Below are 15502 nucleotides of genomic sequence, written 5' to 3'. Positions count from 1 at the left end.
GTGCGTCTTTGCTTTATCAGATGGAGAGCGCTATGGCTTGGAATGAGCCGGGTGGCAACTCGAATAATCAGGATCCTTGGGGTGGCAAGCGCCGCAATAACGGCGACCGCAAGGGGCCACCAGATCTCGACGAGGCCTTCCGAAAGCTGCAGGAAAGCCTGAACGGGTTGTTCGGTGGTGGTAAGAAACGCGGTGGTGATGACGGCGGTGGTTCGGGCAGGAGTGGTGGTGGCTTCGGCGGCCTGCTCGGCATCGGCCTCGTTGTGCTGGCGGCTGTCTGGCTGTACAGCGCGGTCTACGTGGTCGACGAGCAGGAGCAGGCTGTGGTGCTGCGCTTCGGCAAGTACTACGAGACTGTCGGCCCGGGCCTGAACATCTACTTCCCGCCGATCGACAAAAAGTACATGGAAAACGTCACGCGTGAGCGTGCCTACACCAAGCAGGGCCAGATGCTGACCGAAGACGAGAACATCGTCGAAGTGCCGCTGACCGTGCAGTACAAGATCAGCAACCTGCAGGACTTCGTGCTGAACGTCGATCAGCCGGAAATCAGCCTGCAGCATGCGACCGACAGTGCCCTGCGCCACGTGGTGGGTTCCACCGCCATGGACCAGGTGCTGACTGAAGGTCGTGAGTTGATGGCCAGCGAAATCAAGGAGCGTCTGCAACGCTTCCTCGATACCTATCGCACCGGTATCACCGTTACTCAGGTCAACGTGCAGAGCGCAGCGGCACCGCGTGAAGTGCAGGAAGCCTTCGATGACGTGATTCGCGCCCGTGAAGACGAGCAGCGTTCGCGCAACCAGGCTGAAACCTACGCCAACGGCGTCGTGCCGGAAGCCCGTGGTCAGGCCCAGCGCATCCTTGAAGATGCCAACGGTTACCGTGACGAAACGGTCTCGCGCGCCAAGGGTGAGGCTGATCGCTTTACCAAGCTGGTCGCCGAGTATCGCAAGGCACCTGAAGTCACCCGCCAGCGTCTGTACCTGGACACCATGCAGGAAGTCTTCAGCAACACCAGCAAGGTACTCGTGACCGGTAACAAAAACGGCCAGAGCAACCTGCTTTACCTGCCGTTGGACAAGATGATTCAGAACAGTTCGGGCAGCAATGCACCGGTCACCGGTTCGGCTGCCGCCAGCAACAACACGGACGTCACGCCGCATGTCACTGACCTGCCGCAGTCGCGTACAAGGGAGACCCGCTGATGAGCAATAAATCGCTGATCGCCCTGATCGTTGGCGTCGTTGTGGTCCTGGTGGGCTGGAACTGCTTCTACATCGTCGCTCAGACCGAGCGTGCGGTGCTGCTGCAATTCGGTCGTGTGGTTCAGGCCGATGTTCAGCCGGGCCTGCATGTGAAAGTGCCTTACGTTAACCAGGTGCGTAAATTCGACGCACGTCTGATGACGCTGGATGCACCGACACAGCGTTTCCTGACCCTGGAAAAGAAAGCCGTGATGGTCGACGCTTATGCCAAGTGGCGCGTGAAAGATGCCGAGCGCTTCTACACCGCGACTTCCGGTCTGAAGCAAATCGCCGACGAGCGTCTGTCCCGTCGTCTGGAATCCGGCCTGCGTGACCAGTTCGGTAAGCGCACCCTGCACGAAGTGGTGTCGGGTGAGCGTGATGCACTGATGGCTGACATCACCGCATCGCTAAACAAAATGGCGGAAAAAGAGCTGGGTATCGAAGTGGTCGATGTCCGGGTCAAGACCATCGATCTGCCGAAAGAAGTAAACCGCAGCGTGTTCGAACGTATGAGTACCGAGCGTGAGCGTGAAGCTCGCGAGCACCGCGCCAAGGGTAACGAACTGGCTGAAGGCATCCGTGCTGACGCCGATCGTCAACGCCGCGTGCTGCTGGCTGAAGCCTATCGTGAATCCGAAGAGGTTCGCGGTGACGGTGATGCCCAGGCCGCTGCGATCTACTCCAAGGCCTACGGTCAGGATCAGGAGTTCTACAGTTTCTACCGTAGCCTGCGCGCCTACCGTGAAAGCTTCGCGAACAAATCCGACGTATTGGTCCTCGACCCAAGCAGCGACTTTTTCCACTACCTGGAAAAGGCCAAGCCTTGATACGCCGTTGACCTGAATCATTCCGCCCGGCGGCTAAAACCTCGGGCGGGGTGATCCTTTGGGAAAACGTGTGTATGATGCGGCAGCCGGGAAATTCCCGGCTTTTTTGCGTCTGCACGTTTGATTGCTGTTTTTTGTTGCAGGCATCGGGTTGAATGGCCCGAGAGTATTTCGAGGAAAGTGATGGGCGAAGCCAGTAACAGGCCTTTCGCCGCGTCGTTCATGCGCGTGCGTTTTGAACGGTTCAGTCATTTTCTGCTTCACTCAAGGCTCGCCCGCAGGCTGGCCGCCCGGATCAAAGGGGAATGGCGTAATGGCAACGGTAGACCGCTGGCTGCTGCCAGATGGCATCGAAGAAGTACTGCCACCGGAAGCGGCGCGCATTGAAGTCGCGCGTCGTCAGGTGTTGGATCTGTTCCAGAGCTGGGGTTACGAGTTTGTCGTGACTCCCCATATCGAGTACCTGGAATCCCTGCTGACCGGCGCGGGCCAGGACCTGGATCTGCGTACCTTCAAGGTCATCGACCCGCAGTCGGGCCGGCAGATGGGTTTCCGTGCCGACATCACGCCGCAAGTGGCGCGCATCGATGCGCACACCCTGCGTCGCGAAGGCCCGAGCCGTCTGTGCTACGCCGGCAGCGTGCTGCACGCGCAGCCGCGTGCACTGTCGTCCTCGCGCAGCCCGATTCAGTTGGGCGCCGAGTTGTACGGCGATGCCAGCCCGAGCAGCGACGTTGAAGTGATCAGCCTGATGCTGGCCATGTTGCAACTGGCCGATGTGCCGGACGTGCACATGGACCTCGGTCATGTCGGCATCTACCGTGGTCTGGCACGTGCCGCCGGTCTGTCCGGTGAAGTCGAGCAGCAGTTGTTCGATGCATTGCAACGCAAGGCCATCGACGAGGTCATTACCTTGACCGAAGGCTTGCCGGCCGACTTGTCCGGCATGCTGCGGGCGCTGGTTGACCTGTGTGGCGGTCGTGAAGTGTTGAGCGCTGCCCGCGAGCGTCTGGCCAATGCGCCGGCGCCGGTTCTGGCGGCACTGGAAGATTTGCTGGCGATCGCCGAGCGTTTGTCGGCGCGTTTCCCGGAATTGCCGTTGTACTTCGACCTTGGCGAGCTGCGTGGCTACCACTACCACACCGGTGTGGTGTTCGCCGTGTTCGTGCCGGGCGTTGGCCAGTCCATCGCTCAGGGCGGTCGTTACGACGACATCGGCGCTGATTTCGGCCGCGCCCGTCCGGCGACAGGCTTCTCCACCGATTTGAAAACCCTGGTGACCCTGGGGCGTGCTGAGATCGAGCTACCGTCTGGCGGTATCTGGATGCCTGACAGTACGGATGCGGCACTCTGGCAGCAGGTTTGCCAGTTGCGCAGTGAGGGTCAGCGTGTCGTTCAGGCTTTGCCTGGGCAACCTTTGGCCGCCGCCCGTGATGCGGACTGCGACCGGCAATTGATTCAGCAGAACGGGCTTTGGCAAGTATCGCCACTGGCTTCTTGAGTTTTCCTGCCGGCCATCGCCGGCACCAAGTTTGCGCGAATGAGGACAAGTGTTATGGGTAAGAATGTCGTAGTCCTGGGCACCCAATGGGGTGATGAGGGCAAAGGCAAGATCGTTGATCTGCTGACCGAACATGCTGCCGCCGTAGTGCGCTACCAAGGTGGCCACAACGCTGGCCACACACTGGTGATCGACGGCGAAAAAACCGTCCTGCACCTGATTCCGTCGGGCGTGCTGCGCGAAGGCGTGCAGTGCCTGATCGGCAACGGCGTGGTGGTTGCACCTGACGCCCTGCTGCGCGAGATCACCAAGCTGGAAGAGAAAGGCGTACCGGTGCGCGAGCGTCTGCGTATCAGCCCGTCCTGCCCGCTGATCCTGTCCTTCCACGTGGCGCTGGACCAGGCCCGTGAAAAGGCCCGTGGCGAGCTGAAGATCGGTACTACCGGTCGCGGCATCGGCCCGGCGTACGAAGACAAGGTTGCGCGTCGTGGCCTGCGTGTTGGCGACCTGCTGAACATGCCGCGCTTCGAAGACAAGCTGCGTGAACTGGTGGATTACCACAACTTCATGCTGGTCGGTTACTACAAAGAGCCGGCCATCGAGTTCGAAAAGACCCTGGCCGAGTGCAAGGAATACGCTGAGCTGCTGAAGCCGCTGATGCTCGACGTGACTGCCGAGCTGCACGACCTGCGTCGCGCCGGCAAAGACATCATGTTCGAAGGCGCCCAGGGTTCGTTGCTCGACATCGACCACGGTACCTACCCGTACGTGACCAGCTCCAACACCACCGCTGGTGGCGTGGCGACCGGTTCTGGCGTTGGCCCGATGTTTCTGGATTACATCCTGGGCATCACCAAGGCTTACACCACTCGCGTTGGTTCGGGCCCGTTCCCGACTGAGCTGTTCGACGAAGTCGGTGCACACCTGGCCAAGCAAGGTCACGAGTTCGGCGCAACCACCGGCCGTGCCCGTCGTTGCGGCTGGTTTGACGCTGTTATCCTGCGTCGCGCGATCGATGTGAACAGCATCTCGGGCATCTGCCTGACCAAGCTGGACGTACTCGACGGTCTGGAAACCATCAACATCTGCGTTGGCTACAAAGATGCTGAAGGCAATGCCGTTGCTCCGACTGACGCTGACAGCTACGTAGGCCTGCAGCCTGTGTACGAAGAAGTGCCGGGCTGGACCGAATCGACCGTGGGCGCCAAGACCCTGGAAGAGCTGCCAGCTAACGCTCGTGCCTACATCAAGCGCGTTGAAGAGCTGATCGGCGCGCCGATCGACATTATTTCGACGGGCCCGGACCGCAACGAAACCATCGTTCTGCGTCATCCGTTTGCTTGATAAGTCGTTGATGTAAAAACACAAAGGCCCCTTCATCGGGGCCTTTGTCGTTTATGCCTGTTGGACGGCATGACCTTTGCTGTGAATCTGTCTACAAGAGTGCCATCAAATTAATGGCGTCAGAAGTAGAGGTATTCACAGTGTCGGCCGTTCTCTCACTGTTACAAAGCCGTTTGTTGCGTCCCGTGTTCGTTACCCTTGGTATCGCCCTTTTGGTGCAAGTGTTGGTGGCCGTTGCCCTGACGCGGAGCACCGTCACGGCGCTGGAAGCTGATCTGGCGGTGCGTCTGGGTGCCGACAGCCAGAAACTCTCCGGCGAGCTGGAGCAGGCCGGGCGTGAAGTCACCTCAAGCCTCGATGCCTTGTCCGCCAGTACCCGTCAGCGGCTTACTGCCGGTCTGTCTTCGCGACTGAAAGACGAGCAGGCGCAATTGCGTGCGACGCTGGAAAAGGATCTGAAAGATTCGGCCAATGACATGGCGCAGTTACTGGCCTCCGTCGCCCCGCGTGCCATGTGGGACAGCGACGTACCGACCCTGTCCGAGTTCGCCCGCCGTGCCCAGCGTAATCCCAACGTTCTATTCGTGGTCTACGACGACGCCACCGGCCAGCACCTGACCCGTTATCTCAACCGCGAAAACCCGATCAACAAGGCTTTGCTGGAAAAAGGCCAGGGTGAGCGTGCGCTGGATAAAGTGCTGGATGCGGCGAAGAACGATCCGTCGGTCTACTACCTTGAAGCCTCGATCAATCCCAATGGCGTGGAAATCGGCAAGGTGCTGATGGGCGTCTCCACGGCGTCGGTGGAAACCGATCTGGCGGCACTGGACAAGCGCTTCTCGGCGCTGATCGCCAGCAGTGATCAGTTGGTCGGCGACAGTCTCAAGGGCGCTGCTGCAGACAGTGCCAAAGCCATGCAGTCGCGCCTGCAGTCAGCGCAGTCCACCGCGACCGAGATGAAATCCAATACCGCCAATACCGTTCAGGAAGCAGCGGCAACCTTGCGCTGGCGGATCGGCATGGGCCTGGCGCTGGTCGGCTGTGGTGTGCTGCTGTTGCTGGCAGTCGTGCTCGGCCATCGCGTGGTCAATCGCCTGAAGATGCTCAATGCGGCGATGGATGATCTGGCTGCGGGCGAGGGCGACCTGACCAAGCGAGTACAGATCAACAGCAAGGACGAAATCGGCGACATGGCTTCGGCGGTCAACCGCTTTGTGGATAAGTTGCAGCCGATCGTGCGCGAGGCGGGCGATGTTGCGCAGCGCACCGGCGTCGAGATTGGCGCGATGACCCTGCGCAATGCCGGTGCCGATGCGGCTGCCGGCATGCAGCGTGATGAAGTCGCTGAGAGCCTGCGCGCACTGTCGCAAATGGCTGACGAGGCGCAATCGGAAAGCCATGCAATGCAAGCGGCGTTGAAGCAGGTGGTGGATATTCGCCAGGCCACTGACGAAAACACCCGCACCTCCGCCAAAGTCGGCAGCCTGATCGAGGCGCTGGCGGGGCAGGTCGATACCGGGGCGAAAGTCATCGAGCGGCTGGCGCAGCAGAGCGAGCAGATTGAAGTGGTGTTGACGGTGATTCACGGGATCGCCGAGCAGACCAACTTGCTCGCGTTGAACGCCGCTATCGAGGCGGCACGCGCCGGCGAAACCGGGCGCGGCTTTGCGGTTGTGGCCGACGAGGTGCGGGCGCTGGCGAGCAAGACGCAAAGCTCCACCGGCGATATTCAGGCGCACATCGTCGCGTTGCAGCAGGGCGCGCGTGAGGCGGTCGAGGCGATCGGTCAGGCCGGGCGTCAGGCCAGCGAAGGCTTGCTGGTGTTGCGTGACAGTGCGCGCTTACAACAATCGGTGCAGGCCTCGGTCGAGCAGGTGCACGCGGCGATTGGTCTGGCAACTCAGGCAGCGGCGCATCAGGCGCAGGGCGCGCAGGCTGTGCGTGGGCGAGTCGAAACGATTCATGCCCAGGCCGAGAAAGCGGCGCAGGCGGTGGTGGAAACCACGGCCAGTGGCAAAGTGCTGGATGGTCTGGCGGCGCAACTGAAGGCGAGTCTGGGGCAGTTCAGGGCTTGAGGTTGTTTGGGCGGGCCTCTTCGCGAGCAGGCTCGCTCCCACATAGATCGCGTTCCTCTGATGGGACTCGGTCAGAATGTGGGAGCGAGCCTGCTCGCGAAAGCGGCATCAGCGGCTCAGATACATCCGGGTCGTCAGCAAATAAACCGGCAGCCCCGATACCAAAATCAACAACGCGGCATAAGGCGCCGCTGCCGCAAACTCGACGTTCGCGGTATGCGCCCAGACTTCGGTCGCCAACGTGTTCAGCCCGGTCGGACTCAACAGTAGCGTCGCCGTCAATTCCTTCATCGCATCCAGAAACACCAGTGCAAACGCCGCGCCCAATGCCGGGAAGATGATCGGCAACGTCACCCGGCAAAACGCCGTAAATGACGAAGCGCCCAGCGTCCGCGCAGCCTCTTCCAGTTGCGGTGCCGCCTTGTTCAGTGCCGTGCGAATCGGCGCCTGCGCCAATGGCAGAAACAGCAGCGCATAAGCGATCAGCAGCAACCCCGAAGTCTGGTACAGCGCTGGCACGTAATGCAGGGCGAAATACACCAGCGTCAACGCAATCACCAATCCTGGCAGTGCATGCAGCAGATATGGCAAGCGTTCGGCCCAGATCGCCAGTTGGCCTTTGTAACGCACCACCAGCAAGCCGACCGGCACGGCCAGCACCAGGCACAATGCCGCACCGCCAAGAGAAAGCGCCAAAGACGAGAGCAGCGCTTCAGTAATTGCAGCCACCGGAAAAGCCGCCGACGAACCGACCGCGAGCCAATACGCCAGCATTCCCAGCGGAATCCCGCTGCCAACAACTGCCAGCATCAGGCAATACAACTGACCAACCGCTGCCCATGGCCCTAGCCGAACCTGTTCAGCCTGCCGCGCCGCGCCTTGCCCGGTGCGCACATGCCGGCCTTTGCCGCGTACACGCAGCTCCAGCCACAGCAACACCAGGCACAGCGCCAGCAGCACGGCCGACAGCATCGCCGCGTTGGCGTTGCTGAATTCCAGTTCGAATTGCTGATAGATCGCCGTGGTGAAGGTTTGCAGGCCGATGATCGACAGTGCGCCGAACTCCACCAGCATGTGCAAAGCAATCAGCAGCGAACCTGCCAGCAGAGACGGCCAGAGCAGTGGCAGGGTGACACGGAAAAACACGCCCCATCGATTCTGCCCGAGGGTGCGAGCCGACTCCTCAAGGGAGGGATCGAGATTGCGCAGCGTTGCGGCCACTGGCAGGAAGATCAGCGGGTACTTCGACAGGCTCATCACCAGAATCGCCCCGCCAAGCCCTTCGAACTGCGCACTCAAAGAAACCCAGGTGAAGCTGCTGACAAACGCGGGCACCGCGAACGGCAGGCACAGAATCACGCCCCACAGGCGTCGCCCCGGCAAGTTGCTGCGCTCCAGCAGCCAGGCCAGCGACAGACCGATCACGCCGCAGGTGATCGTCACGCCCACCATCAATGCCAGAGTGTTGCGCAGCAGGCCGAACACATACGGGCGCCACAGCAAGTGTAAGGCCTCGGCCCAGCCGGCCTGCCAGGCTTTGAGCCCGACATAGGCCAGCGGCAACAGGCTCAGTACCACCAGCAGCAACACCGGCAGTACCAGCCAGATCGATGGCCGTTTACGCCTTGGCACGTAACCCCCGCGCGCGGCGGGGGCGGATAACGATGCGGCCATCAGTTCAAGCCAACTTCACGTTCCAGTTCCAGCGCTTCTTCGGCGTTGCCCAGATCGGCTGGCGTTACGTTCGGCGCTTCCAGTTCACTGAATGGCTTGAGTCCGCGATCCGATTCCATGCCTTTGTGCAGCGGGTATTCGGCGGTGGTCTGAGTGATCACGCGCTGGCCTTCTTCGCTGGCCATGTAGGCGAGGAATTGCTGGGCTTCTTTTGGATGTTTGCTGGATTTCAGCACGGCAGCGCTCGATACGGTGATCAAGCCACCGACGTCGCCACCGGTGAAGTAATGCAGTTTCGAATCCAGTTTGCCTTTCTCGCGTTGCAGGGCGAACCAGTAGTAGTTGTTCACCAGCACGGTAGCGACTTCACCGTTTTCCACGGCTTTGAGCGCAACCATGTTGTTGCTGTAGGTCTTGCCGAAGGCGCGCAGGCCGGTGAGCCATTCTTCGGCGGCGTCGCGACCGTGCATCTTGATGATAGCCACGGCCTGTTCCTGGAACGCGCCGCTGGTCGGTACGAAACCGACTTTGCCTTGCCACTGCGGATCGGAGAATTCCATCACCGATTTCGGCAGGTCTTTTTCATCGACCATTTTCGGGTTGTAGGCGACCACACGAACGCGGGCAGTCACGCCGATCCAGGTGCCGTTACCGGCGACATATTTTTCCGGGAGCACAGCCAGAGTGGTGTCATCGGTTTTGGCCAGCAAGCCCAGTTCGCCAAGATTGTTCAGCGGCGGCGATTCTTCGGTGTAGATCACATCGGCGGGGGAGCGGTCGCCTTCTTCGATGACCTGGCTGGCGAGTTGATTGCTGCTGCCTTTGCGTACGTTGACGTGAATGCCGGTCTTGGCTTCGAAGGCTTTGGCGATCGCGTCGCCGACTTCCTTGTGCTGGCCGTTATAGAGCGTCAGGGAAACCGCATCGGCAGCCTGGGTGAGGGGAGTGGCGAGCGCCAGGCCGAGAAGGGTGAAGGTCAGGCCTCGGCGCAGGGTATTTCGAAACGTCATTCGCAGGGTTCCTCACTGTCGCATTGCAAAAACTTGCAACAATGATAAACGATATTGTTTCTCAAGTGCGCCTTGCGGTGGGGCTGGCGTTTTGATAGGCGGGGTGGTGATGGATTTCTGGAGGCCAGAAACGCAAAAACCCGCTTTCGCGGGTTTCTGTGAAATCCAAGGCCGTAACCTTGAATTTGAATTGGTGCCCAGAAGAAGACTCGAACTTCCACGACCGTAAGGTCACCAGCACCTGAAGCTGGCGTGTCTACCAATTTCACCATCTGGGCAGTATCGGCTACGCTGTGCGTCGTCGATGGCGCGCACTATACGGAGCGTCTTTTTAACTGTAAACCCCTGTCAGCAAAAAACATGATTTTTTTTACCAGCGGTGGTCAAAACGGCTTTCCAGCTTCGCTACAAGGCCTCAGTTGGGCCTTATATAGTCGGAAATTTCCCGTTTCATGGCGCCTATGCCAAACTAACCCGCATATAGACAAGGTGAAAACTCTCTAATGGCCGATTGGCAGTCCCTCGATCCCGAGGCCGCTCGTGAAGCGGAAAAATACGAAAACCCTATTCCTAGCCGCGAACTGATCCTGGCGCACCTCGCCGATCGGGGTTCGCCGGCTGCCCGCGAGCAACTGGTCGAAGAGTTTGGTCTGACCACAGAAGACCAGATCGAAGCCCTGCGCCGCCGCCTTCGCGCCATGGAGCGCGACGCTCAACTTATCTACACCCGCCGTGGCACATACGCGCCGGTAGACAAGCTCGACCTGATCCTTGGCCGCATCAGCGGTCACCGTGACGGGTTCGGCTTCCTGGTGCCGGACGACGGCAGCGACGACCTGTTCATGAGCCCGGCGCAAATGCGTCTGGTATTCGACGGCGATCGTGCATTGGCGCGCGTCTCCGGTCTCGACCGTCGTGGTCGCCGCGAAGGCGTGATCGTCGAAGTGGTTTCGCGAGCTCACGAAACCATCGTCGGTCGCTACTTCGAAGAGGGCGGCATCGGTTTTGTCGTTGCCGACAACCCGAAGATTCAGCAAGAAGTGCTGGTCACCCCGGGCCGCAACGCCAATGCGCAGATCGGTCAGTTCGTCGAGGTGAAAATCACCCACTGGCCGACGCCGCGCTTCCAGCCGCAAGGCGACGTGGTCGAAGTGGTCGGCAACTACATGGCGCCGGGCATGGAAATCGACGTTGCCCTGCGCACCTACGATATTCCGCACGTCTGGCCTGAGGCTGTTCTGAAAGAAGCGGCCAAGCTCAAGCCGGAAGTCGAAGAAAAAGACAAAGAGAAGCGCATCGACCTGCGTCATCTGCCGTTCGTCACCATCGACGGCGAAGATGCCCGCGACTTCGACGATGCCGTTTATTGCGAAGCCAAACCGGGCAAGCTGCGCCTGTTCTCTGGCGGCTGGAAGTTGTACGTGGCGATTGCCGACGTTTCCAGCTACGTGAAGATCGGCTCGGCGCTGGACAACGAAGCGCAAGTGCGCGGCAACTCGGTGTACTTCCCCGAGCGCGTCGTGCCGATGCTGCCTGAGCAACTGTCCAACGGCCTGTGCTCGCTGAACCCGCACGTCGATCGTCTGGCCATGGTTTGCGAGATGACCATCTCCAAGTCCGGCGAGATGACTGACTACTGCTTCTATGAAGCGGTGATCCATTCCCACGCTCGTCTGACGTACAACAAAGTCAGCGCGATGCTGGAAACGCCGAAAATCACCGAGGCGCGTCAGCTTCGCGGTGAGTACAACGACGTTCTGCCGCACCTCAAGCAGCTGTATGCGCTGTACAAGGTTCTGCTCGCTGCTCGTCACGTCCGTGGCGCGATCGATTTCGAAACGCAGGAAACCCGAATCATCTTCGGTACCGAGCGCAAGATTGCCGAAATCCGTCCGACCACCCGTAACGACGCGCACAAGCTGATCGAGGAATGCATGCTGGCGGCCAACGTGGCCACCGCCGAATTCCTCAAGAAGCACGAAATTCCTGCGCTGTACCGCGTCCACGACGGCCCGCCACCGGAGCGTCTGGAAAAATTGCGCGCCTTCCTCGGCGAGCTCGGTCTGTCCCTGCATAAAGGCAAGGACGGCCCGTCGCCGAAGGACTATCAGGCACTGCTGGCCAGCATCAAGGATCGTCCGGATTTCCACCTGATCCAGACCGTCATGCTGCGTTCGCTGAGCCAAGCGGTGTACAGCGCTGACAATCAGGGCCACTTCGGCCTGAATTACGAAGCCTATACCCACTTCACCTCGCCGATCCGTCGTTATCCGGACCTGCTCACGCACCGCGCAATCCGCAGCGTGATCCATTCGAAACAGGACACCCCGCACGTTCGTCGTGCCGGTGCGATGACCATTCCGAAAGCGCGTATCTATCCGTACGACGAAGCAGCGCTGGAGCAACTCGGCGAGCAGTGCTCGATGAGCGAACGCCGTGCCGACGAAGCGACCCGTGACGTGGTGAACTGGCTCAAGTGCGAGTTCATGAAGGATCGCGTGGGCGAATCGTTCCCGGGTGTGATCACCGCAGTGACCGGTTTCGGCCTGTTCGTCGAGCTGACCGATATCTACGTCGAAGGCCTGGTGCACGTCACCGCGCTGCCGGGCGATTACTACCACTTCGACCCTGTGCATCACCGCTTGGCGGGCGAGCGCACCGGTCGTAGCTTCCGCCTCGGCGATACCGTTGAGGTGCGCGTGATGCGCGTTGACCTCGACGAACGCAAGATCGACTTCGAGATGGCCGAAAAAACCATCAGCGCGCCGATCGGTCGGAAAAAGCGTGGTGCTGAAACTGCCGCACCGGCCGCGAAGGAAAAAGCCGAAGCAGCGCCAGCAAAAACCGCTGGTCGTCGCCCTGCTAAAGAGAAAGCTGCCGAAGCCTATCGCCCAAGCGACGCTGTAGCGAAAAACGCCGAGCTGCGCAAAAGCCGTGAAATGAAGAAAGCGCTGCTTTCCGACGCGAAAAACGGTGGTAAAGCGGCGTCCGGGGGAAAGACCGGACGGTCGGCGCCTGAAAAGGCCTCCGGCAGCAAGCCAGCCAAACCGAGCAAACACCGTAAAGGCCCGCCAAAAGCGGGTTCTGCTCCAGCCAAAAGTGGCGGGGCACGTAAACCGAAGGCGAAGTCATGAGTCAGTTGGAAAAAATCTACGGCGTTCACGCGGTAGAAGCGTTGCTGCGTCACCACCCGAAACGCGTCAAGCAGATCTGGCTGGCGGAAAGCCGCAACGATCCGCGCGTGCAGACTCTGGTTGAACTGGCCAACGAAAATCGCGTTCAGGTCGGCCAAGCCGAACGTCGCGAAATGGATGCCTGGGTTGAAGGCGTGCATCAGGGCGTAGTCGCGGAAGTCAGCCCGAGCCAGGTCTGGGGCGAAGCAATGCTCGATGAGCTGCTCGACCGCACTGAAGGCGCGCCACTGTTGCTGGTGCTCGACGGCGTGACCGATCCGCACAATCTCGGTGCCTGCCTGCGTTCGGCCGATGCGGCCGGTGCGCTGGCGGTAATCGTGCCGAAAGACAAATCGGCAACTTTGACCCCGGTCGTGCGTAAAGTCGCTTGCGGCGCGGCGGAAGTCATTCCATTGGTTGCGGTGACTAACCTCGCTCGCACCCTGGAAAAACTTCAGCAGCGCGGTTTATGGATTGTCGGTACGGCGGGTGAGGCCGAGGTCAGCATTTATGACCAGGACCTGACCGGCCCGACCATCCTGATCATGGGCGCCGAAGGCAAAGGCATGCGTCGTCTGACTCGCGAACACTGCGACTATCTGGTGAAGCTGCCGATGGCCGGTAGCGTCAGCAGTCTGAACGTATCCGTGGCAACTGGCGTGTGCCTGTTTGAAGCGCAGCGCCAGCGCGGTGCCAAAGCCAAGGCTGCCACGAAGAAATCCTGAGTCGTACTCGGTTCAAATGTGGGAGCGAGCTTGCTCGCGAAAGCGGAGTGTCAGTCGATATAAATGTTGCCTGACAAACTGCATTCGCGAGCAAGCTCGCTCCCACAGTGTTTTATGGTGTGGCATAAATGGGTGATTGTTCAAATAATCACCAATTGCCTTGCACCTCTTCTGTCCCTTCTCTACAATTGCGCCCCTTGCTGTGACGGCAGGCATGCATGTGCCCCGCGCCAGCAAGTCCATAAGTGTCATTCACTCCTTGTCTGACCGTTTTTGAGCGGCAGGCTACAACCCGTAAGGAGCATTCATGCGTCATTACGAAATCATCTTTTTGGTCCACCCGGATCAAAGCGAGCAAGTCGGCGGCATGGTTGAGCGTTACACCAAGCTGATCGAAGAAGACGGCGGCAAAATCCACCGTCTGGAAGATTGGGGCCGTCGTCAACTGGCCTACGCAATCAACAATGTTCACAAGGCTCACTACGTGATGCTGAACGTTGAGTGCACTGGCAAGGCCCTGGCCGAGCTGGAAGACAACTTCCGCTACAACGATGCAGTGATCCGTAACCTGGTCATCCGTCGCGACGAAGCCGTTACTGGCCAGTCCGAGATGCTCAAGGCTGAAGAAAACCGCAGTGAGCGCCGTGAGCGTCGCGACCGTCCTGAGCACGAAGGCGCTGATAGCGCTGATAGTGATGACAGCGACAACAGCGATAACGCTGACGAGTAATCCACGGACCTTTTAAGGAGCCTATCAAATGGCACGTTTCTTCCGTCGTCGTAAATTCTGCCGCTTCACCGCTGAAGACGTGAAAGAGATCGATTACAAAGATCTCAACACTCTGAAAGCCTACGTATCCGAGACCGGCAAAATCGTTCCAAGCCGCATCACCGGTACCAAAGCTCGTTATCAGCGTCAGCTGGCCACCGCTATCAAGCGCGCCCGCTTCCTGGCCCTGCTGGCCTACACCGACAGCCACGGCCGCTGAGACCGGGCAGTCGACAAGTAGCAAAGGATTGAATGCATGCGTGCCTTAGCTGAGTTCATCATGCGAGGCCGTATGCAGGCCACTCTCGTGGTGGCCGGATGTGCAACATTGCCGTTGTTGTATTGGTTGGGCGCTGCCGCCGGGAGCCTTGTGCTGCTGCGGCGCGGACTGACGGACGCCCTGGGTGTTCTGTCTCTGGGGCTGCTGCCGGCATTGATCTGGTGGCTGTATGCCGATGACCCACGGGCACTTCTGGTGCTGCTGGGGTCTTCGGGACTTGCGTTGGTTTTGCGCGCAAGTGAGTCCTGGGTTCGCACGCTGCTGGTCAGCGTAGTGATTGGAGTGGTGTTTTCAGTGGTGCTCGGGGCAGCGTTTGCGGCCCAGATCGAGATGCTCGCGCAGGCCTTGATAAAGGTCATGCCGGCGCTTCTCGGTGAGACCTACAAGCAATTGTCGGTTGATGAGCAAGCGCGTTTCGCGTCCCTGATCGCACCAGTCCTGACCGGACTGATTGCGGCGTTGTTGCAAATCGTCAGCGTGCTGAGCCTGATTGTCGGGCGGCATTGGCAGGCGTTGTTGTACAACCCGGGTGGTTTTGGTCGCGAGTTTCGCGCCATCCGGATCCCGCTGGGGCCGGCGATGTTACTGCTGGCGTTGATGCTTCTGGGCCCGAATCTCGGTGCACAGATGGCCATGTTGACGCCGTTGTGCAGTGTACCGCTGGTGTTCGCCGGACTTGCCCTGATTCACGGGCTGGTCGGGCAGAAGCGACTGGCCGGTTTCTGGCTGGTGGGGTTGTACGTCACGCTGCTGCTGTTCATGCAGCTGATCTATCCGTTGCTCGTGGTCCTGGCCATTGTCGACAGCCTGATTGATTTTCGCGGTCGTCACGTGTCGAAAGACACCGATAACGCGAACGGTGAAGGTTAAAAGT

Annotated in this window: 12 protein-coding genes and 1 tRNA gene; 10 read left to right on the top strand and 3 right to left on the bottom strand. The window is 59.9% G+C overall.

What is annotated here, in order from left to right:
* The first annotated feature begins 32 nt into the window (after positions 1-32).
* The 5 genes from hflK to ACW9IR_RS12685 all read left to right on the top strand — a co-directional run bounded on the left by hflK (position 33) and on the right by ACW9IR_RS12685 (position 6997).
* Positions 33-1208, top strand: a complete 1176-nt coding sequence (hflK, locus tag ACW9IR_RS12705; protein ID WP_016984785.1) for an FtsH protease activity modulator HflK — start codon at positions 33-35, stop codon at positions 1206-1208.
* Complete coding sequence (gene hflC, locus ACW9IR_RS12700) at positions 1208-2077, top strand: protease modulator HflC (RefSeq protein ID WP_007915830.1); 870 nt, start codon at positions 1208-1210, stop codon at positions 2075-2077. Before hflK ends, hflC begins: the two co-directional genes overlap by 1 nt.
* 313 nt (positions 2078-2390) lie before the next feature.
* A complete protein-coding gene (locus ACW9IR_RS12695) occupies positions 2391-3578 on the top strand; it encodes an ATP phosphoribosyltransferase regulatory subunit (protein ID WP_007915833.1) in 1188 nt (395 codons plus the stop codon).
* 54 nt (positions 3579-3632) lie between these two features.
* A complete protein-coding gene (locus tag ACW9IR_RS12690) occupies positions 3633-4922 on the top strand; it encodes an adenylosuccinate synthase (protein ID WP_016984782.1) in 1290 nt (429 codons plus the stop codon).
* 140 nt (positions 4923-5062) lie between these two features.
* Positions 5063-6997: a methyl-accepting chemotaxis protein gene (locus ACW9IR_RS12685; RefSeq protein ID WP_110719632.1), complete on the top strand. Its 1935-nt coding sequence runs from the start codon at positions 5063-5065 to the stop codon at positions 6995-6997.
* Between the two features lie 108 nt (positions 6998-7105).
* Here ACW9IR_RS12685 and ACW9IR_RS12680 read toward each other — a convergent pair whose 3' ends face one another.
* The 3 genes from ACW9IR_RS12680 to ACW9IR_RS12670 all read right to left on the bottom strand — a co-directional run bounded on the left by ACW9IR_RS12680 (position 7106) and on the right by ACW9IR_RS12670 (position 9959).
* On the bottom strand, positions 7106-8671 hold the full coding sequence (locus ACW9IR_RS12680; protein ID WP_457463482.1) for an ABC transporter permease: 1566 nt from the start codon (positions 8669-8671) through the stop codon (positions 7106-7108).
* A complete protein-coding gene (locus tag ACW9IR_RS12675; protein WP_102899446.1) occupies positions 8671-9681 on the bottom strand; it encodes an extracellular solute-binding protein in 1011 nt (336 codons plus the stop codon). The genes ACW9IR_RS12680 and ACW9IR_RS12675 overlap by 1 nt, the downstream gene beginning before the upstream one ends.
* A gap of 191 nt (positions 9682-9872) precedes the next feature.
* Positions 9873-9959, bottom strand: a tRNA-Leu gene (locus ACW9IR_RS12670).
* 225 nt (positions 9960-10184) lie between these two features.
* On the opposite strand from ACW9IR_RS12670, the gene rnr reads away from it, so the two are divergent.
* The 5 genes from rnr to ACW9IR_RS12645 all read left to right on the top strand — a co-directional run bounded on the left by rnr (position 10185) and on the right by ACW9IR_RS12645 (position 15498).
* Entirely contained in the window at positions 10185-12815 is a 2631-nt protein-coding gene (rnr, locus tag ACW9IR_RS12665) for a ribonuclease R (RefSeq protein ID WP_457463479.1), read from the top strand.
* Positions 12812-13579, top strand: coding sequence for a 23S rRNA (guanosine(2251)-2'-O)-methyltransferase RlmB (gene rlmB / locus ACW9IR_RS12660; protein WP_007915843.1), 768 nt, complete (start codon positions 12812-12814; stop codon positions 13577-13579). Before rnr ends, rlmB begins: the two co-directional genes overlap by 4 nt.
* A 307-nt stretch (positions 13580-13886) precedes the next feature.
* A complete protein-coding gene (rpsF, locus tag ACW9IR_RS12655; protein ID WP_038360383.1) occupies positions 13887-14309 on the top strand; it encodes a 30S ribosomal protein S6 in 423 nt (140 codons plus the stop codon).
* 28 nt (positions 14310-14337) lie between these two features.
* Positions 14338-14568, top strand: coding sequence for a 30S ribosomal protein S18 (rpsR, locus tag ACW9IR_RS12650; protein ID WP_002551829.1), 231 nt, complete (start codon positions 14338-14340; stop codon positions 14566-14568).
* Positions 14569-14604: 36 nt separating this feature from the next.
* Positions 14605-15498 (top strand): hypothetical protein, encoded by an 894-nt coding sequence (locus tag ACW9IR_RS12645; protein WP_016983782.1) that lies wholly within the window; start codon positions 14605-14607, stop codon positions 15496-15498.
* Positions 15499-15502: the final 4 nt, after the last annotated feature.

The sequence above is a fragment of the Pseudomonas sp. SDT291_1_S447 genome, from assembly GCF_054070155.1.
The sequence above is the reverse complement of the archived record's forward strand: the minus strand, read 5'-3'. Positions and strand labels throughout refer to the sequence as shown.